Here is a 19,141-nt window from a genome sequence, read left to right on the forward strand (position 1 = left end):
TTCTCCTCTATTGTTTACTTTTAGTCGCTTCACAGCAGGCAGGCACAGACCCAAAGCCTTTTTCTTTAGCGCGTTTCAAGCCCAATTTTTTGCCATCGGCATCGGCTTGACGATCCACCAAAGAGTTAAAGCCATAGACGCGTTTATTCCCGCCAATGTCGATCAACTCGACAGTCTTTTTTTCACCCGGCTCAAAGCGCACAGCTGTCCCTGAAGCGATGTCTAGGCGTTTGCCAAAAGCTTTTTCGCGATCGAAGTTCAAGAGTTTGTTGACTTCAAAGAAATGGAAGTGTGATCCCACCTGCACAGGACGATCACCTTTGTTTTCCACTTCTAGGGTAATGGCTTCCTTGTCGGCGTTAATGGTAATGTCTTCATCTTTTAAGAAGACTTCGCCTGGGGCTAACTTGCCATTGTCTTCTACGGGAGTGTGGATGGTAACAAGTTTGGTGCCATCGGGGAAATTAGCTTCAATCCCCACCTCGTGAATCATGTGTGCTACGCCATCCATCACATCTTCTTTTTTTAGCCAAGTCCTGCCTTCTTGCATCAAATCTGCCACACTTTTATCGCCATCACGCGCTTTTTCCATTACACGCGCACTGATGAGTGCCACCGCTTCGGTATAATTGAGTTTCACGCCACGCGCCAAGCGTTCTTCTGCTAATCTGCCCGCGTAGTGGAGCATTAATTTGTCTAGCTCTTTGGGGGTTAGTTTCATCCTAAACTCCTTATTGAATTTCTATTGGTAGCCCAAGCTATCAACAAGGCGGATTGTAGTCTAAAATTTTCTAATTTTTGTTAACATTTTTAAACGACTAGATAATATTATTTATTCTTTGTTTATCTTACGAAGAAGTGGCGGAGAGAAAGGGATTCGAACCCTTGAAGGCTTGCACCTTACACGCGTTCCAGGCGTGCTCCTTCAACCACTCGGACATCTCTCCAAAGCGCGCATTCTAGCACGATCTAGCTTAAGCGTGTGTGAGCCACTCTTTAAAAATCACTCCATCTAGGCGCATGTGCAGGGCTTGGGTGATCTCCTCTTGAGTGCTAATAGGGGCGAGAATCTTAGAATCCAAAAGGTAATCATTGGCCACGCTTTGGAAGTCTTGGGCTTGCATAGGGGCGATGATGTAGGCAGGCGTGAAGTTGATCATTAAGGCAAGCTCGTAGGCATTAGACACGACCACCGCGTATTTCACTCGCTCTGTAGTGCAATGCTCAGCAAGCTCGCAAGCGTTTTCTAAATGGGCATGGAAATATACAATAGTGTCGTTAGTGCTATGGGTGATCTCATTGAAGGTGGTAATAGCTTTGAATATAGGGCATGGAATTTTTGGATGTCCAAAAATCAGCATTAGTCCCCCTTTTGTAAGCAGTGTTGGCTACAAAAAACACGCCCTCGAGCAATAATCGCCTCTTGACTAGAAACATAGGTTTTACAAACCACGCATTCGACCAGGTTTTCTACTCCATCTTGTTTTTTAGAGGATTTGGAGAATTTGGAAACCTTAGAGATGAGGTAAATAATCCAACCGATTAACAATAGCGCAATTAAAAATCTCATATTTCATTCCTTTTGGCGATAAAAATACACTCGTTTACCATAGTAAAAACGCTCACTAGACAAACATGTGATCTCTTGTTCCAGCAAACTCCCCTTATAGAATAAGAAATGCCCCCTCGACTCTAAAAAGGGCGTGCAAAGTGTGATGAGCTCTTGTGTGCCCATCAATGCCCTAGAAGTGATGAGCTCCACAGACATGGGGAGCAATTCTTGGATACGCGCGCGTTTGAGCGTGATATTCTCTAAGCCCAAGGCCATTTTGACATGGTGAAGAAAGGCAATTTTTTTAGCATTGGGCTCTACAAGAAAAAAATGCGCGTGAGGGCAATAAATGGCTAGAGGAATGGCAGGAAAGCCTGCTCCGCTCCCTATGTCTAAACAAGTTTTAAAAGGCCGGATAAAATCCAACACCCGCACACTATCCACAATTTGGGCTTGAATCTGGGTTAAATCCTTTGCCCCACTTAAGGCGTGGATACGATTCCACTCTAGTAATAACACACCAAAGTGATCCAGTAAAGCTTGATTCATAAAATGAGCATTCCATCGCCATAGGAATAAAAGCGATACTTGTGTTCTATGGCGATTTTGTAGAGCTCTAAACATTTATACAAACCCACCATGGAAGCCACTAGCATGATCAAAGTGGATTTAGGCAGATGAAAATTTGTTAACAAGGCTTGAGCGTGGGTAACGGGGTTACCTGGATGCAAAAACAAATCACAAGGTTTAAGTGCCTCCCCACGCTTATAATGCTCCACTCCCCTAAGGGCTGTTGTGCCCACACACAGAATATAGGGCGCACGATCTAAAGCCCGTTGTGTTTCTTCAGGGATAAACAACGCCTCAGAATGCATGGGATGTTCTCTAATGTCGGCACACTCCACACCTACAAAGGTGCCCGCTCCCACATGCAAGGTCAAAAAGGCGTGTTGGAAATGGGCTAAAAGGTGTTCTTTGGCGCGTTCTGAAAAATGCAGCGAGGCGGTGGGGGCAGCAATGGCTCCGGGATGCTTGGCAAAGACGCTTTGATAAGTTTGTATGTCTGTGGGTGTGTCGGCGCGCTTGAGATAGGGTGGGATGGGCATATGTCCTAGAAGTTCGAGCATGTTTAACACCTTTTCCCATTTTAGGGGTTTTTGGTGGTGGTGAAAACACACTTGGCGCAAATTAGAGGGAGGGGTGAGCACTTCACAAGAATACCCCTGCCCCAAATCAATCATGCTCCCTTGAGAAATCCGTCCCTTGATTTGGGCGTTAAAGTAGCAGAGATTATGGGGGTTGTGTATCAAGAGTTCTACCCTGCCCCCGCTAGCTTTGTATCCGTAGAGGCGCGCCTTGATGACTTTAGTGTCGTTGAGTACTACGAGTGCGTTTTGGGGAAAGAAGTCAAAGACATGGGCAAAAGAGCTATGAGTGATGCGTCCAGTAGCGCGCTCATACACCAAAAGTTTGGCTTGCTCTGGGGGCAGCAGAGGAGTGGAGGCGATGTATTCAGGAGGCAAGTCATAATGGTAACTGGAGAGCAAAAACTCTGGAGGAATGCTAGTCATTGAGTTTCTTTAGGAGCTGGATTGACAATTTTAGCAATCAAAATGGAGAGGCCATACAAACCGATCAAGGGCAAAGCCATGCAGATTTGACTCATCACATCGGGGGGAGTGATGATGGCGGCGATAATGAAAATTACTACAATCGCGTATTTGAAATAGGCTTTGAGAGTTGCGTCTGTAATCAAGCCCATTTTAGCCAGGAAGAAAGCCAAGACGGGCAACTCAAACGCCACGCCAAAGCCTAAAATCAGTCGTGTAAAAAAACTCACATAGCTAGAGGCCGAAATATTGGCTTCAAAAACCGCACTTCCAAAGTTAGCTAAATAGTGAATCACAAAGGGGAAAACGACATAGTAAGCAAAGCATGCACCTATGACAAACATCGCTGTACCAGAGAAGACAAAGGGAAGAGCCATCTTTTTTTCATGCTTATAAAGTCCGGGGGCGACAAAAAGCCAAAGTTGCCAAAAAATGATGGGCATGGCCAGTGCCAAAGAGGCTAAAAAACTCACCTTGATTGCCACCATCACCCCCTCAATGGGGGAGATTTGGATCAATTTGCCCGCATAAGAGGCTCTGATCCATGCAAAGATATGATCCCAAAAATTAAAACAGAGAATGAACGCTCCCACTAACACCGCGATACAAATCAGCAAACGCTTACGCAATTCCTCAAGATGAGGCTTTAAGTCTTCAAACATCTAATTTCTTTGGGGGTTTTTCTAGGCTCACTTTGGGAGGGGGGGGTTCATCGGCCTGCACCTCGCCAGATAGTGCGTCTAGGGGATTGGCATGTGCGATGCTGGTTTTGAGATCATCTTGCACTTGTTGGAGGTCTTTAAGCTCTTTATGGAAAGTATTTTCTAATTTGTGCTGCTCTTCCTCAAAGAGCTTTTTATACCCCAAACTCTCCTGTCTTAAGTTTTCTATGCGTAACTCTTGATCTAAGGTCTCTTTAGCGTCGTTGAGTGTTTTTGTTACCGCCTTGAAAAAACGCGCCAAATCCACCACTGCCTGGGGAAATTTCTCCGGCCCTAGGAAGATAATGGCAACCGCTAAGATCACCATAAGTTCAAAAAAACCTATTCCAAACATGCGCGCATTATAGCCTGCTAGTCTTAATACTTTCATAAGTTAATCTTTATTATAATGAAGCTGTTTACTCTTTTTGTAGTTTGACACTCACATCTGCATGATTAGGATCTTTCTATGGAAAAACCCAATAAACCCGCCAAAAACTCCTCAAAAACTACTTTTCAAGAAGAACTTGAACAAATCTTTAAGGAATCTGAAAAAGATATTTCTTACGAACGCCTCTTGGATGTGTTTCAAAAAATTCCTACCTCTTCTCAGGTTAAGAAAATTAGAGAACTCGCTCTCAAATACGGTAAATGCTTTGTGCATTCTTCGGAGTGTGCCCTTACTTCGCTCTCCATGGAGCGCAAAACTCCACGCAAAAAATCCAAAGCTCTTGAGGAAGACACCGATGAAGGGTTGGACTTCATCAAGGAAAAAGAACTCACAGAATGGTCTAGGAGTGATAGCCCTGTGCGCATGTATTTGCGCGAAATGGGTGAGATTCCCTTACTTAGCAAAGAAGAAGAGGTAGAGCTCAGTAAACAGATTAAATTGGGAGAGAATATCATCCTGGATGCGATCTGCTCTGTGCCCTATTTGATCGATTTCATCTATAACTACAAAGACGCGCTGATTAACCGCGAGAGACGCGTCAAAGAACTTTTCAGGAACTTTGATGACGATGAAGCGGGCACTAAAAAAGAAGAAGAAGGCGAGTTGGAAGATGAAGACGAGGACACCATCGAGGTAAAGAAGAATCTTTCAGAAAAGGATCGCAAGCGCGTGGAGAAAGTCATTGAAAGTTTTAAGGCTTTGAGCAAGGCTAAAAAAGAGTGGCTTAAAGCACTCAACACCCCCGCTCAAGAGGATGAACTGCTACACGCCCTCACTCTAGCCTACAAACGCCGGGTACTGAAAGAAAAACTCTACGATTTGGGTCCCACCAGTAAGCTCATCGGGGAGCTTGTTAAGGCTATGGAAACCTCTCTCAAAAGTGGAGATGGATTTGAAAAAGAGTTAAAACGCTTGGAATACAGGCTATCTTTGTTCAACGAGGCTTTGATCGAGAATCACAAGAATATCTTGAAGAATATCACGCACATGAGCAAGGAGGAGATTGCGGCCATGATCCCAGAAGCCACCATGATTGGCAGCTACATGGAGATCAGAAAGCTTTTCCAAACCAAGGAAGCTAGCGAGGATGGCTTTGATTTAGAGCCGGGCAAACTCAAAGAGATTTTAGAGCAAATCAAACGCGGGAAACTCATTTCTGACAAGGCTAAGAATAAAATGGCGCGCTCCAATTTACGCCTTGTGGTGAGCATTGCCAAGCGTTATACTTCCCGTGGTCTGCCTTTCTTGGATTTGATTCAAGAGGGTAACATCGGGTTGATGAAGGCAGTGGATAAATTCGAACATGAGAAGAATTACCGCTTTTCGACCTATGCTACTTGGTGGATCAAACAAGCCATTAGTCGTGCAATCGCCGATCAAGCCCGCACAATTCGCATCCCTATCCACATGATCGATACCATCAACCGCATCAACAAGGTGATGCGTAAGTATGTGCAAGAAAATGGCAAAGAGCCTGATTTGGACTTGGTGGCTAAGGAAGTGGGTTTACCCTTGGATAAGGTAAAAAATGTCATCAAGATCACCAAAGAACCTATTAGTCTAGAGTCCCCTGTGGGCAATGACGACGATGGCAAATTTGGGGATTTTGTGGAGAATGATAAGGTCGTGGGTTCTATGGAACATATCATGCGCGAGGACTTGAAAGCCCAGATTGATGGGGTGCTGGATCAGCTCAACGAGCGCGAGAAATCTGTGATTCGCATGCGTTTTGGTTTGCTTGAAGATGAGAGCGATCGCACGCTAGAAGAGATTGGCAAAGAGCTCAATGTAACGCGGGAACGGGTGCGTCAAATTGAGAGTAGCGCGATCAAAAAATTGCGTAGCCCGCAATATGGTCGCTTACTCCGCAGTTATTTGCGCATATGAAACCTAAAAGTCTCTTGTTTTTGTGCTTGGGTAATATCTGTCGCTCCATGTTGGCACGCGGGATTGCCCAGCACCTCATCGCAGCACAAAATCTTAGTGTGTGCGTAGATGGTGCGGGAATCTCCGCATTTCACCAGGGTGAATCGGCTCACCCCCCCATTATCCAACTAGCCCAGCAGCATGGAGTCGATCTCACACCTTTCAGAAGTAAGCCCATTACCCAAGAATTAGCCAATGACTTCGACTGGATTGTGGCCATGGATTCTAGCAATGTGCAAGCCCTCAAGGGTTTAGGTATCACCCACTCCCATATCTACAAGTTGGGTGATTTTGGTTTAAAGGGGATAGATGTTCCCGATCCTTACACTTTCACCCGTGTTCAAGACTTAGAACGCGTTTACTCCCTCATCGAGCAGGGCGTAAGGGAGTTGTTAACACATTGCCATGTTTAGGATTTTATTACTTGGTCTGATCGTGTTGGGCTTACACGCTGAGGACACACTTTTAGACCTCAAGCTTCCCCAAGAAGCACGTTACTATCTTCCCAAGCGTTCCCCACCCATTCCAGACAGGGCCAAACTCAAAAATGCGTATTTGGAGCAGTGGTATGCTCCTTGGACGCGCATGGAGGTTATGCGCGATTTCGATGAAGTTTTTTGGATGCAGGACCTCTTCAAAGCGCAAGGCTATGATGAATATCTGCGCCCTAATAATCCAAAAACACTCGATGCACTTTGGGCGAGCATGGAAACCGCACACTATCCCAGTGTTGCACTCAAAGCCATTATCATAGAAGATGCCAATGTGCGCGCAGCCCCTACAGATAAACCTTATTACATCAACAAAACCGGAGCTCCTTTTGATCGTTGGCAAAATTCACTGATTTTTGCGGGCACACCTGTGCTCATCACTCATTACAACACAGACAAGAGCTACGCGCATATCCAGAGCAGTTTTGTCTATGGCTGGGTTAAAGTTGCCCATCTAGCTTTAGTCAAACCGCACACCATGCAAAAACTTATGGGTCTTAAAAATTACATCACCCCACTTCAAGATAAAGTCCCCCTCTATAATCACGGCCAACAGCCATTTGCTTACGCCCACATGGGAGAGATTTTGGCTAAAGTACCCGGAAGGAGCCACCAGGTCTACACCTATGCCAAGGATTCACGCGGGTTTGCCAAACTCGTCCCCACCCCAATTCAGCCACAATATTTTACAAATTTTCCTCGCCCTTTGAGCGCGCGCGTGATGGCGGCTGTTATTGACACCATGCTAGGCCAGCCCTATGGTTGGGGTGGATCAGAACAGAAGCGTGATTGTTCAGCTTTCACTAGAGATAGTTTTGCGAGTTTTGGCATTTTATTACCTCGAAACTCGCTGGCTCAAGTGCGCTATGCTAATAACATGGTCGATCTAAGCTCTATGTCAGCTCCGAAAAAAGAGGCTTATATCATCAAGCATGCCACTCCTTTTGCAACCATCCTCTGGCTTAGAGGACATATCATGCTCTATTTGGGCACCCATGCACATAAAGCCATCGTGGCGCATAATATCTGGGCAATTTCAGTAGGTGAATCTGCTACGCGCACTTATAATATTGGCAGGGCTGTGATCACTACTTTGGAGCTAGGCAAAGAGAACAAAAATGCCTCTTCCAAAACGAGATTGCTCATCGATCGCGTGGAGGCGATGTCAGATCTTTACGAATACAGTTTAAAGTTAGCCGCACATTAATTGTGTTACAATCCGCATTTTTAAACAAAGTTAAAGGGAATTCATGAAGCGTGATTTTGATGTGGTGATTGTGGGGGGTGGGGTTTCTGGCTGTGCCCTGCTGTGGACCTTGAGTCAGTATACGGATTTAAAAAAAATTGCCCTCGTGGAAAGAGAGAAAAATTTGGCTAAAGTGAGCTCTAACGCAAAGGCCAATTCTCAGACAATCCACGATGGAGCCATTGAAACCAACTACACCGCTCAGAAGGCCAGAAAAGTCAAGTTCGCAGCTGAGAAGATTCGCCGTTATGCCCTGAATAAAAATCTTCAAAACAAAGTTATTTTCGAAATGCAGAAGATGGCCATTGGAGTAGGGGATAAGGAATGCGCTTTCATTACCAAACGGCATGAGGAATTTCAAGAAATTTACCCCGGTCTGACTTTCTTTGATAAGGCTAAACTCAAAGAGATTGAACCTAAGATCATCTTAGAAGAGCATGGCCTGGATCGCCCCGATAATGTCGTGGGTAGCGGCTTTGAGAGTTATTGGTGTGGGATGAATTTTGAGTTATTGAGTGAAAATTTTGTAGAAGAGGCTATGGCTCTCAATTCTAGCAACCATGTTTTTTTCAACTTTAAGGTGGGCAGAATCGAGCCTTGCATGGATGAATGGGCCGTGATTTCGACGGAAGGCGATGAGATTTATGCAAAATTTGTCCTTGTGAATGCGGGATCGTATTCGCTACCCTTAGCCCAATCCATGGGTTATGGCTTGGATTTGGGGTGTTTGCCCGTGGCAGGAAGCTTTTACTTTGTTCCTAATTTATTACGGGGCAAAGTTTACACCGTACAAAACCCCAAACTCCCCTTTGCCGCTTTACATGGCGATCCAGATGTGTGGATCAAGGGAAAAACCCGTCTAGGGCCTACTGCTCTAGCCATGCCCAAGTTGGAACGCCACAAGACTTCCTGCCTAAGGGGTATTAGTTGGGAACTCATTAAGATGGATTGCAATACAGATGTGGCGAGCATTGTCTTTGATCTGTTCACAGAAAGAGATATTAGGAATTACGTATTTAAAAACATGGTCTTTGAGCTTCCCTACATCGGCAAACGGAAATTTCTAAAAGATGCCCGCAAAATTATTCCCTCACTCTCCCTAAGCGATCTGCAATATGCCGCTGGTTTTGGGGAGGTGCGTCCACAGGTGTTGGATCGCACTAAAAAGAAGCTAGAGCTAGGAGAGAGAAAGATTGTTACGCATAAAGGGGTAACTTTCAACATGACCCCCTCTCCGGGTGCCACTAGCTGTTTAGAAAATGCTCTCAAGGATGCCAAAGAGATCACGCAGTATTTGGGTGCTCATTTAGACCTTGAGCGTTTTTATGAAGAACTCTCTCCTGAGGAGTTAGGCTAGGGTTAATGCAGGTGGTGTTGCTCATGATCTAAAAGCCACGCCTTGATTTTCACACCACCCCCATAACCCCCCAGCTCGCTATTGGCACGCACGACGCGGTGACAAGGAACCACAATAGGGCAGGGGTTGGCATGGTTGGCATTGCCTAGCGCGCGGTAGGCTTTAGGTTTAGCAATCTGGGCGGCAATTTGGGCGTAACTGCGGGTTTGCGCGTAGGGGATGCTTTGTAGTGCCTGCCAAACTTGTTTTTGAAAAGATGAGCCTATAAGCTCTAAGGGTAAGTCAAAGCGATAGAGAGTGCCCCTAAAGTAATTCTCTAGGGCATTGATCGCAGCATGCATGGTATCTGTAAGAGGGTCGTTTTCACCCGGGGTGTGTGTAAAATCTATGGCCTGCAAGCCTAGCGCGCTGGTGCGCAGGTGCAAATAGGGCACTGGAAAACTCTTGGGAGTTTTAAAAAAGTGTTGGCAATTCATAGCCCCATTTTAAAGGGGTTTAAAATGTTGTTGGGATCAAACGCGCTTTTAATGCGCCTAAACAATCCCATTTCCTCAGGAGTGAAGGCTAGAGGCATAAATTTTGCCTTAGACAAACCAATGCCATGCTCCCCGCTTAGTGTGCCCCCTAAAGCAATTGCGCTTTTAAAAATCTCCTCCATGGCTTGTTGCCCCTTTTCTAGCTGTGTATCGGGGTCTTCAAGCATGATATTGACATGCACATTCCCATCGCCGGTGTGCCCAAAACAAGGAATGGGCAAGTCATAGGTTTGACTGATGCGCTCTACTTCCTGCAAAAGGGCGGGTAAACTAGCCCGTGGTACGGTTACATCTTCGTTGAGCTTTTTCTTGCCATAAATGCTAATGCTTTGGGAGGCGTTACGGCGCGCAAACCATAAATCTTCTTCTTGTTGGGCATCTTGAGCTACGCAAAAATCCACACAGCCATTTTCTCTAAAGTGTTTTTCAATTTGGGTCAGTTGCCATGTAATCTGCTCGGGCACGCTCCCATCCACTTGCGTGATGAGAATCGCACCCGCTTCCATTGGCAAGCCCTTGCAAAAGCGTTGCTCCACCGCTCGGATACTCAGGTTGTCCAAAAATTCCATTGCCACCGGGGTGACCCCGCTAGCCATGCTCTTGTACACCGCCTCCATCGCATCTTGAATGCTAGCAAACACCCCCATGGCTGATTGTTTAAGTTTGGGTTTGGCTAGAAGTTTCAGGGTAATTTCTGTAATCACAGCTAAACAGCCCTCAGAGGCGATCAAAATCCCAGCTACATTGAACCCGGCGACATCTTTAATCGTTTTCTTGCCCGCCCTAATTACATCGCCATTAGGCAAGACGGCGCGCAAGGCCATCACATAATCTTTAGTGATGCCATATTTGGCTGCGCGCATTCCTCCAGCGTTTTCACTCACATTACCCCCTAGAGTGCTTTGATCCTGACTAGCCGGATCGGGGGGGTAAAATAACCCTCTCTTCTCTACTTCGTTTTGAAAATGCTTATTAATTACTCCGGGTTGCACGCGCGCAATCAGATTTTTTTCATCAATTTCTAAAATCTGATCTAAATGCTTCTCTAGGCTCAAAACTAGTCCCCCATGCGCGCTCAATGCTCCCCCCGTGAAGCCACTCCCCGCCCCCCGTGGCACAATGATGATTTTATGCTCGTTGCAATAAGCTAAAATTTGGCGCACATCTTCTTCATGTCTGGGAAAAATCACTCCATCGGGTAAGTGGCGCTCCCTAGTAGCATCATAGGCATAGGCTTGGAGATGGGCGGGGTCTATGTAAAAATTGTCCTCACCTACAAGTTGGCTCAAATACCGGGTATGGGCAGCTTCTAGCATACTCACTCCTTGTGTTGGCTTTGCTCTTCTTGAAGTTTTTCTTCCTCTTTGGCGCGTTTTTTAGCCTCTTTAGCTTCCCTCTTTTTGGCCCGCTCTTCTGCTTTTTCGGCCTTAATTCGCGCTTTGCGCGCTTTTTTCTCCTCAATCGCCTCTTCTTTCTTTTTTTCCTGACTGGAGGCATCTAGGGATTTTTCTTCCAAGCGCTCCTGCGGAGATTCTTCAGGAGCAACTAGTTCATCTGCTTTGAGCTCTTGCTCTAATTCTCTCTTCAAAGCCTTTTTTTCCTCAGCGCTTTTGGCCTTTTTCATGTCCTCTTTGAATTCGAATTTATCTTCTTTTTCGCGCGCTTTAGCCAAGTTTTTTTGCGCTTCTTGTTTGAGCAAATTGTCGTAGAAAGAAAAATAATGCTTAGCCTTTCCTCCACCAAAGAATTTTCCCAAGGTACCCTTGTCTATCCCCTCTACCCGAGAGTAAAATGGAGTGCTACTACGGGTGGCTTGCGATGTGTCTAAATGTTGACTCTCTAGAATGGCAAAACTTTGGCAGTCCAGAATATTTAAATGTTCCGTGCTTACAATGTAGAGTAGACCTGCGCTGTAGATGTCACAGGCTCTTCTTAAGTTCCGCGCGTTTGGATCAAAACCATTCAAAAATGCCACTAACAGATCTGAATTGATGAACTCAACATCCTTGTAATTGTCTTTAATCTGATCATACAGTTGCGCATCTGGTGCGATGAGAAAGGCTTGGTGGTTGAACTCTCTAAAGATGGCTAAATAACCCTTTTTGGGCTCCATTCTAGGCGTGGGCAGATGGCGCTGCTTCATCACGCTGTAGGGACTATACTTGCCCACAGCTACCCCATCATGGACGCGCACCACTTCTATCTGTGCGACGATGACATTATAATCTGTGAGTTTAGCTAAAATATACCCACTCTCTCCCACCTTTAAGTCGTAAGCCTGAAAACGCACGAGCTTTTTGAGCTTATCTACAGCATCAATATTGATTTTGAGAGCGGCACTCCACTCTTGGGCTCCAAGTATCCCTGTCATTACCAGACAAAATACCACCCACAAGCGTCTAATCATGACAATCATCCTTTATTTTTTCAACACTCCAATTTAAGGCATAGCCCAACCCTATCGTTTTGGGGATGTGTGTATCTGCCACAAAGCTACGCACTTGCTCGTATGGGATGTGCACAATTTCAATGCACTCTCCCTCCACACCTCCACCTGCATGGCGTTGGTTGGCTTGGCGGATACGCGCAAAAAACATACTCTGCTTACTTCCACTAATGCCAGTGGCCGAGTGAAAAACTCCAATGGATTCCAACATATCTGGCGTGATGGCATAACCGCACTCTTCTAAGACTTCTTCACACGCAATTTGTTTTAAAGTTTTGTGAGGTTTATCCACAAGTCCCGCGCACAGCTCATACATGTAGCCATCCATATCTTCACCCCTACATAGATGTGCATTCACGTATACGGCGGGTCTAAATTGCTTCACAACTACATAATGCCGCAACTCTACATGGTAGAGCAATACGGCAACACTGTCGTGCACATGAATCATATCCCAACGCTTATGTACCCCGTTTTCTTCATAGAGAACGCTCTGAGGTCGGATATAGGGTGAGTGTGCACACTCCACAACCTGAATGCTGGAATAACGCACCATCAGTAAGTAATCTTGAGAGTTTCTTGTTGCGCGTATTCAAAGGATCGTGTATCTCTGATGACATCCTGATAAGGACGGATGAAGCGCGCGAAGTGTTCCTTATCCTTGCCACTGAGTTGGTTTTTAGCGGTGCGGATACGCCCTAGGGGATCAATAGGGCGATCATTTTTGTAAACTCCAAAATGCAGATGTGGTCCTGTACTCAAACCCGTGCTACCCACTTTGCCAATCAGTTGACCTCTCTTAACATAGCCGTGTAATTTCAAACCTGGTGCGAATGCGCTCAAATGCGCATAGAGCAGACGCAACTCCTTGCCGTATTTGATTTCAATCGTTCTGCCATACCCTCCCCTATAACCCATGAAAGTTATATTCCCCTCTGTTGCCGCGTGAACAGCCGTGCCAAATTTGGCCGCATAATCCACACCATAGTGAGGACGCATTTGTTTCAAGATAGGGTGCATGCGCCCATGAGAAAATTTGGAAGAAATTCTGGAATAACGCACGGGGGTTTCTAAAAAAAATTCCATAATCTCTTTACCTTGCGCATCGTAATACTTCCCTTCATAAGCAAAAACATAATGAGGTCTTCGCGCTGTCTCCAGCATACTCGCCTGGATATTGGGGAAACCAAAAGGGCGATCTAAACGATGCTTCCTTGTATAGATCACGATGAGCTGATCACCTTTGATCACGGCGCGTCTGAAGTCGATTGTTTTCTTGTAAATATCCACAAATTCCTGAGCAAGTCTAGCATTTCCTGTAACTCTCAAAATATCCTTGTAGGGGGATTTTTGCACACGCAAGCTCAAAGTCTTTTGCACACTATTGAAAACGATAGGAATAAAATCGATGCGATAGCGTTTTTCTTCTTTAGATAAGCGCAACTGTACGGTTTCACTCACAGGAATCAGGGCCTGTAAAAGGACACCTTGATCATCTCTCAAAGTGTAGTAGGACACACCTGCACGAATCTCCGCACCCAATTCTTTATCTTGGAGCGTCAAATCGTAGTAAACCCTGGAATCGATGCCATTTTTATCCAGGAAACCTAGTAGTGTCGCACCTTTATCCCATGCCAAGCGTTCCCCAATTGCCCCATAGCTACACGCTAGGCACGCCAACCATGTCCAAATCAGTCGAACCATCATTCTCCCTTAAAATACGCGTAAACTCACCATTATAGTCTATAATAGCTTATACGAATTCTATTCCTATGGAGGATCTATGAAAAACTCTATCCTTGAGCTTTGGTTGGTGCCCACCATCGTTTTTTTAGTTTTCTGTGGCGTGCTATTCTCCCTTTTGGTTTTTGCTTTTAAATCTTCTGGTACGAATTTTCAAGATAGTGGGGAAAAAAGACGCCCCGCCACTGCGACTGAATTGCGCAAAGAATTGGAAAAACACATGCAGTGACTATAAAATTTACGCAGTCGGTCGATATGGTAGAAAAATTCTTGAAAGGATAGACCATGGTTAAATCTGTTGGTAGCCACGCTTCTTTCAATTCTTTCTCTCATGTCAATCATAGCGGTGTGCGTGCTTCTCAGCAGAGCGCTAAACACCATGCCGAACAAGTGGCTGCTACAGACAAGGTGGCCCAAATCAAAAAGTCTCTTGAAGCGGGGCATTACAAGGTAGATTTGGAGAATACCTCGCATAAAATGGCACAAACTTTGCTTGGCTAGGGCGATACTGACGCTCTAAGGCTTCTTGGGCGCTTGGTATGAGATTGCGCCTTAGGAGCTTGCATGCTTTCTACTTATCTCCAGCAGTCCTTAGAGGATTTGCAAACCCTAATCGATTTAACTTTACAAGACCTCGAAGATATCAGACTTGCTAAACACGAGGCGATTTTCGCGCGCAATACTCAAAAACAAGAGCGTGTCAAGTCTTTTGAGAGTTGTAAAGCCCTCTTCGATCAGGGCATGCTTGACTTGATGGAAAAAAATCCCAGCACACCTCTCACAGAGCTCTTGGATGATGCCAGTAATGCATGCTTGAAAGATATGCGCGCACATTTAGAACATCTTAAAGAGCTCAATGCGGATTATGCGCGAGTTGTGTTTGCGGTATCCGAGTTTTATTCTTCGCTGTTACAGCAGATCGTCCCCCATGAAAGTACGGGTTACTACAATCAGCGCACCGTAAGCAGTAGTTTTCTGCAAGTGCAGGCTTAAAGGATCAGCATGGGCGGTATCCTCTCTTCCCTCAATACTTCGTATACCGGGTTGCAAGCCCATCAGGTGATGGTGGATGTAACGGGTAATAATATCTCCAACGCCAATGATGAGTTTTACAGCCGCCAGCGTGTGATTGCACGCCCTCAAAATAGTCTTGCTTACACTGATCGCAATGTGAATATGGGCGTGAATGTGGAAACTATCCAGCGCGTGCATGATGAGTTTGTCTTTGCACGCTATGCCAGAGCTAATCAAGAACATGCTTTCTATAGCACCCAATTTGATAATTTGCGCGAAGCGTCCTCCTACTTTTCAGATATGGAAGAAGTGGGAATCCATAACGATTTACAAGAATATTTCAATGCCTGGAAAGATTTAGCCAAGAATGCTAAAGACCCCGCTACCAAACAAGCCCTAGCCCAGAAGACCCAGACTCTCACGCGCAATATCCAGGATACCCGTGCGCGTTTGGTTACTTTGCAACACAAGGCAAGCCAAGAACTCATCAGTTCTGTCAAAGAGGTCAATCGCATTGGGGCAGAGATCGCCAATATCAACAAACATCTCAAAGAAATGGAAGACCCTAAAACTCTCAAACAGGCTAATGAGCTCAGGGATAAGCGCGATGCCTTAGAATTTCATCTCAAGGAACTCATCGGGGGGAATGTGTCTAAAATGCATGTGCAAACCAATTCGGCTAATGACATCAAGGTGGCGGATTTTGACGATGGGTATGTGTTGAATATAGGCTATGGCTTTAACATCGTGGATGGGGCCATCTTTCACCCATTGGTGGTGGAAAATAGCGACAATAAAAATCAGCTCGCCCAAATTTACTTTAGAGGGGATGATTTCAAAGTGCTCAATATCACCGATAAAATCGATCAGGGCAAGGTAGGCGCGCTCATGGGGATTTACAATGATGGTTCGCATGGCACTACTAAGGGCAAGTTGCAGAATTATTTGGATGCACTGGACATCTTTGCCAAAGGTTTGATCGAATCCACAAACGCTATCTACGCCCAGAGCGCAGCCCACAGTGTTGAGGGCAAGATTGTGGAGTTTCAAGATCGTACCGCACTCAAAGATACCAATTACAATATCAAAGAGGGGAGCTTCGATGTGGTGGCCTACAATACAGATGGGCAGGTGTTAGCCAAGAGAACGATTCATATCACTCCTATTACCACTATGCAAGATGTGATCGCCCAAATCAATGCCAATACGGACGATAATCACGACAACAACACCATGAACGATTTTGACGATTACTTCATCGCACATTTTGACAACAAGGCTAAACAATTTAGTATCCAAGCTAAAAATCCCTCCCAAGGACTTTTTGTTTCAATTAAAGACCATGGGAGTAATTTCACAGGGGCTTTAGGACTTAATACTTTTTTTGAGGGGGATAGCGCGCGCAACATCGCGCTCAACACCACCTATAAGAAAGAACCCACTGCCCTGCGCCCTTGGTTAGCCCCCATCAATGGGAACTTTGATGTAGCAAACATGATGCAGCAGCTCCAATACGACAAGGTAGACTTCTACCACAATAAGCTCAACAATACACCCATGACCATCGAGGAGTCTTACCAGTTTGTGGCTGGCAAAATCCATACGGAAGCCGAGAAATCTCAGCGTGCGTTAGAAAGTAAGGAAGCCATTTTAGGTGTCGTCAAGAAAGAACACGATGCGATTTCTGGAGTGAATAGTGATGAGGAGATGGTCAATCTCATTAAATACCAGGGAGGCTATGCAGCTAACGCTAAGGTGATCACCGCCATCGATCGCATGATTGAAACCCTTCTAGGTATGAAGCAATGAAACGCATTCCTGAGAGGAGTGACCTCCTGGCTGAGGTGTCTTAACAGGCACTAACACAAAAGACTTGTTGAGTACCCGCAGGATCGTTTCCCGCTGACCTACAGAATTAAACTCAAACTCAACCACAAAGCCTAGACTTATTTTAAAAAAGCTTTTATTAAAGTAACTGCAAATATGCCTTACTTTAGCTGTGCTAGGCTTGTATAGCTGAGGATTAGTCAATGACAATGCTATTTGGTGGGTTACACAAATTGTATAATAAAGTAACATGTGCAACCATGACTTAAAAATCTAAGATATGTGCACCATGGTTTTTCACATAATCTATCACATAATCTATCACATAGTCATAATGCTATTATATTATTCGAATACTCACTAGAATACGAAAAAAATAGACTTGTTCGTATTAACAAATACAGATACTATTGCTTTTTTAAGAGAGCCCATGTTAATATGCGGAGCTACGCCATACCATGGCATGGTCGTATATGCCCTGTTCATTTTGAGGTGAGCATGTTTGTTGTGATGTCTTTTAAAAAGAGTCTACTAATAAGTTTCTCTTTAGCTTTTCCGTTTCTGGGATCGTTGTTACACGCTCGCCTTATCTTTACTCCCAAAAGTAAAGTTGAGTTGCAACAGCTTTTAAAAGACCCTAATACTTCACTGTCACAGATTGACACACGCCATATTACAGATATGAGTTATCTTTTTTGCCTACAGACTCCTTTGGAGAAAAAAGGCATTTGCACACCCTATCGGGAAGATTTTAGCGGTATTGAAACATGGGATGTTAGCCGTGTGGAGAACATGGAGGGATTATTCATGAATCAAGTACGCTTCAACCATTCGTTAAGACGCTGGAATACAGCGCATGTTAAAAATTTCAGCTATATGTTCGCCAATGCCATCAATTTTAACCAGCCTTTAGCGCATTGGAATACCTCTAAAGGTGTAGATTTTAGTTACATGTTTGCTAATGCGACTAGTTTCAACCAACCTCTAAACGCATGGAACACTTCCAGTGGTGTAGATTTTAGTTACATGTTTTACCGTGCCAAAGCGTTTAACCAACCTCTAAATCGCTGGAATCGTTGGAATCGTGCCCACAAACCTCGTCAAAATTTCAGCTATATGTTCGCTGATGCCACACGCTTTGACCAAAATGTTAAGATGTGGAAAAATTTGGCACAGGCTAGGATTCAGGGCATGTTTCTAGGTACTCAGATCAAAAATACCTCAGGTGCCTCGCACATCCCCTCTAACCTTTTTACTTTTATACACTACCCCCAGACAAAACAAGAATTAATCAATCTTTTGCACGATCCAAATGTAGCATTAGAGACTATCAACACGGGGCTGATCGAAGATATGAGCTACTTGTTTTGTAATAAAGAGAATATTTACACAAGACTCCAACAACTCCCCATTAAGAGTGGCATTTTGTGGGAAGTGCAGGATAGTGAATACGCTAAAATTCTGGAGTTCTACAATCGTTGTCATACCCTGGAGGGGCGCACGGATTTAGAGGGTATCCAGACTTGGGATGTGAGCCATGTGAAGAACATGGAAGGGCTATTCATGGGCAGAGAGGTACAAGTTTCTTTAAACAATTGGGATACGGGCAGTGTAGAGAACATGAAGGCTATGTTTGCACTTGGATCATTCAACCGCCCCTTAGATGCATGGGAAATGCAGCATGTGAAAGATACCAGTTTCATGTTTTATGGATGCAAACACTTCAACCAAAATCTTAATGCATGGGATGTGAGTCATGTTGAAGACATGAGCTATATGTTCAGTCTGACCTATAATTTCAATGGCAATATCACGCACTGGAATCCAGTGAACGCAACTAACCTACAAGGCATGTTTAAATACGCCACTGCTTTTAATCAACCTATTGGGACATGGAACGTCAGCCATGTTACAAACATGTCCTATCTTTTCTATGGCTCTTTTGCTTTTAATCAGCCCTTGGACACGTGGGATACCGGCCATGTTACAAACATGCAGCAGATGTTTTTTTATGCTAAAAGTTTTAACCAGAAACTCTCAAGCTGGAATACTAAAAAGGTAGTCAACATGTATAAAATGTTCGCCTACACCCAAAGTTTTAACCAGGACCTTAGCAATTGGCATTTACACCAAGCCAATATCCGTTGCATGTTTTACCATGCTGTCGGAATGAAAATGCACAATCAAGAAAGAGACCTTGATTGCACATAATTTTTCACTACCCCCACCCCTTCAGCCACT

Annotated in this window: 21 protein-coding genes and 1 tRNA gene; 9 read left to right on the forward strand and 13 right to left on the reverse strand. The window is 44.8% G+C overall.

What is annotated here, in order from left to right; translation table 11 throughout:
* Positions 1-7: 7 nt before the first annotated feature.
* The 8 genes from ureA to tatB form a co-directional block, all read right to left on the reverse strand.
* Complete coding sequence (ureA, locus tag C6H04_RS02180; RefSeq protein ID WP_104732197.1) at positions 8-721, reverse strand: urease subunit alpha; 714 nt, start codon at positions 719-721, stop codon at positions 8-10.
* Between the two features lie 138 nt (positions 722-859).
* A tRNA-Ser gene (locus C6H04_RS02185) sits at positions 860-947 on the reverse strand.
* Positions 948-974: 27 nt separating this feature from the next.
* Positions 975-1,361, reverse strand: coding sequence for a hypothetical protein (locus C6H04_RS02190; protein WP_104695113.1), 387 nt, complete (start codon positions 1,359-1,361; stop codon positions 975-977).
* Positions 1,361-1,570 (reverse strand): PP0621 family protein, encoded by a 210-nt coding sequence (locus C6H04_RS02195; protein WP_104695112.1) that lies wholly within the window; start codon positions 1,568-1,570, stop codon positions 1,361-1,363. Before C6H04_RS02195 ends, C6H04_RS02190 begins: the two co-directional genes overlap by 1 nt.
* A 3-nt stretch (positions 1,571-1,573) precedes the next feature.
* Positions 1,574-2,101 carry a 16S rRNA (guanine(527)-N(7))-methyltransferase RsmG gene (rsmG, locus tag C6H04_RS02200; RefSeq protein WP_104732198.1) on the reverse strand — a complete coding sequence of 176 codons (528 nt, stop codon included), beginning with the start codon at positions 2,099-2,101 and terminating at the stop codon, positions 1,574-1,576.
* Positions 2,098-3,123, reverse strand: coding sequence for a tRNA preQ1(34) S-adenosylmethionine ribosyltransferase-isomerase QueA (gene queA / locus C6H04_RS02205; protein WP_104732199.1), 1,026 nt, complete (start codon positions 3,121-3,123; stop codon positions 2,098-2,100). The genes rsmG and queA overlap by 4 nt, the downstream gene beginning before the upstream one ends.
* Positions 3,120-3,824 carry a twin-arginine translocase subunit TatC gene (gene tatC / locus C6H04_RS02210; protein WP_104695109.1) on the reverse strand — a complete coding sequence of 235 codons (705 nt, stop codon included), beginning with the start codon at positions 3,822-3,824 and terminating at the stop codon, positions 3,120-3,122. Before tatC ends, queA begins: the two co-directional genes overlap by 4 nt.
* On the reverse strand, positions 3,817-4,218 hold the full coding sequence (gene tatB / locus C6H04_RS02215; protein WP_104732210.1) for a Sec-independent protein translocase protein TatB: 402 nt from the start codon (positions 4,216-4,218) through the stop codon (positions 3,817-3,819). The genes tatC and tatB overlap by 8 nt, the downstream gene beginning before the upstream one ends.
* Before the next feature lie 114 nt (positions 4,219-4,332).
* On the opposite strand from tatB, the gene rpoD reads away from it, so the two are divergent.
* The 4 genes from rpoD to C6H04_RS02235 are packed head-to-tail and all read left to right on the forward strand — an operon-like array spanning position 4,333 to position 9,334.
* Positions 4,333-6,201: an RNA polymerase sigma factor RpoD gene (gene rpoD / locus C6H04_RS02220; RefSeq protein WP_104695108.1), complete on the forward strand. Its 1,869-nt coding sequence runs from the start codon at positions 4,333-4,335 to the stop codon at positions 6,199-6,201.
* Positions 6,198-6,653: a low molecular weight protein-tyrosine-phosphatase gene (locus C6H04_RS02225; protein ID WP_104732200.1), complete on the forward strand. Its 456-nt coding sequence runs from the start codon at positions 6,198-6,200 to the stop codon at positions 6,651-6,653. The genes rpoD and C6H04_RS02225 overlap by 4 nt, the downstream gene beginning before the upstream one ends.
* Complete coding sequence (locus C6H04_RS02230; protein WP_438940237.1) at positions 6,640-7,938, forward strand: C40 family peptidase; 1,299 nt, start codon at positions 6,640-6,642, stop codon at positions 7,936-7,938. Before C6H04_RS02225 ends, C6H04_RS02230 begins: the two co-directional genes overlap by 14 nt.
* Before the next feature lie 43 nt (positions 7,939-7,981).
* Positions 7,982-9,334, forward strand: a complete 1,353-nt coding sequence (locus C6H04_RS02235) for an FAD-dependent oxidoreductase (RefSeq protein ID WP_104695105.1) — start codon at positions 7,982-7,984, stop codon at positions 9,332-9,334.
* A gap of 2 nt (positions 9,335-9,336) precedes the next feature.
* Here the strand turns inward: C6H04_RS02235 and C6H04_RS02240 are convergent, their stop codons facing one another.
* From C6H04_RS02240 to C6H04_RS02260, 5 genes are read right to left on the reverse strand one after another with little or no spacing between them, the layout of a single operon-like run.
* Entirely contained in the window at positions 9,337-9,810 is a 474-nt protein-coding gene (locus C6H04_RS02240; protein WP_104732202.1) for a methylated-DNA--[protein]-cysteine S-methyltransferase, read from the reverse strand.
* Positions 9,807-11,186 (reverse strand): glycolate oxidase subunit GlcD, encoded by a 1,380-nt coding sequence (glcD, locus tag C6H04_RS02245; protein ID WP_104732203.1) that lies wholly within the window; start codon positions 11,184-11,186, stop codon positions 9,807-9,809. The genes C6H04_RS02240 and glcD overlap by 4 nt, the downstream gene beginning before the upstream one ends.
* A gap of 2 nt (positions 11,187-11,188) precedes the next feature.
* Entirely contained in the window at positions 11,189-12,277 is a 1,089-nt protein-coding gene (locus tag C6H04_RS02250; RefSeq protein ID WP_104695102.1) for a plasminogen-binding N-terminal domain-containing protein, read from the reverse strand.
* Complete coding sequence (locus C6H04_RS02255) at positions 12,270-12,872, reverse strand: NUDIX hydrolase (protein WP_104695101.1); 603 nt, start codon at positions 12,870-12,872, stop codon at positions 12,270-12,272. The genes C6H04_RS02250 and C6H04_RS02255 overlap by 8 nt, the downstream gene beginning before the upstream one ends.
* Entirely contained in the window at positions 12,872-14,023 is a 1,152-nt protein-coding gene (locus C6H04_RS02260; protein WP_104695100.1) for a peptidoglycan DD-metalloendopeptidase family protein, read from the reverse strand. The genes C6H04_RS02255 and C6H04_RS02260 overlap by 1 nt, the downstream gene beginning before the upstream one ends.
* Positions 14,024-14,099: 76 nt before the next feature.
* On the opposite strand from C6H04_RS02260, the gene C6H04_RS02265 reads away from it, so the two are divergent.
* The 5 genes from C6H04_RS02265 (at position 14,100) to C6H04_RS02285 (ending at position 19,111) form a co-directional block, all read left to right on the forward strand.
* The gene (locus C6H04_RS02265) at positions 14,100-14,288 is read left to right on the forward strand and encodes a hypothetical protein (RefSeq protein ID WP_104695099.1); all 189 of its coding nucleotides are present in this window, start codon (positions 14,100-14,102) and stop codon (positions 14,286-14,288) included.
* A 56-nt stretch (positions 14,289-14,344) separates the two neighbouring features.
* Positions 14,345-14,560: a flagellar biosynthesis anti-sigma factor FlgM gene (locus tag C6H04_RS02270; protein WP_104695098.1), complete on the forward strand. Its 216-nt coding sequence runs from the start codon at positions 14,345-14,347 to the stop codon at positions 14,558-14,560.
* A 63-nt stretch (positions 14,561-14,623) separates the two neighbouring features.
* Positions 14,624-15,052: a hypothetical protein gene (locus C6H04_RS02275; protein ID WP_104732204.1), complete on the forward strand. Its 429-nt coding sequence runs from the start codon at positions 14,624-14,626 to the stop codon at positions 15,050-15,052.
* Between the two features lie 9 nt (positions 15,053-15,061).
* Positions 15,062-16,882 carry a flagellar hook-associated protein FlgK gene (gene flgK / locus C6H04_RS02280; protein WP_104695096.1) on the forward strand — a complete coding sequence of 607 codons (1,821 nt, stop codon included), beginning with the start codon at positions 15,062-15,064 and terminating at the stop codon, positions 16,880-16,882.
* A 633-nt stretch (positions 16,883-17,515) separates the two neighbouring features.
* Positions 17,516-19,111, forward strand: coding sequence for a BspA family leucine-rich repeat surface protein (locus tag C6H04_RS02285; protein WP_233711820.1), 1,596 nt, complete (start codon positions 17,516-17,518; stop codon positions 19,109-19,111).
* The last annotated feature ends 30 nt before the right edge of the window (positions 19,112-19,141 follow it).

Source organism: Helicobacter salomonis (assembly GCF_900197775.1).
Lineage (GTDB): Bacteria > Campylobacterota > Campylobacteria > Campylobacterales > Helicobacteraceae > Helicobacter > Helicobacter salomonis.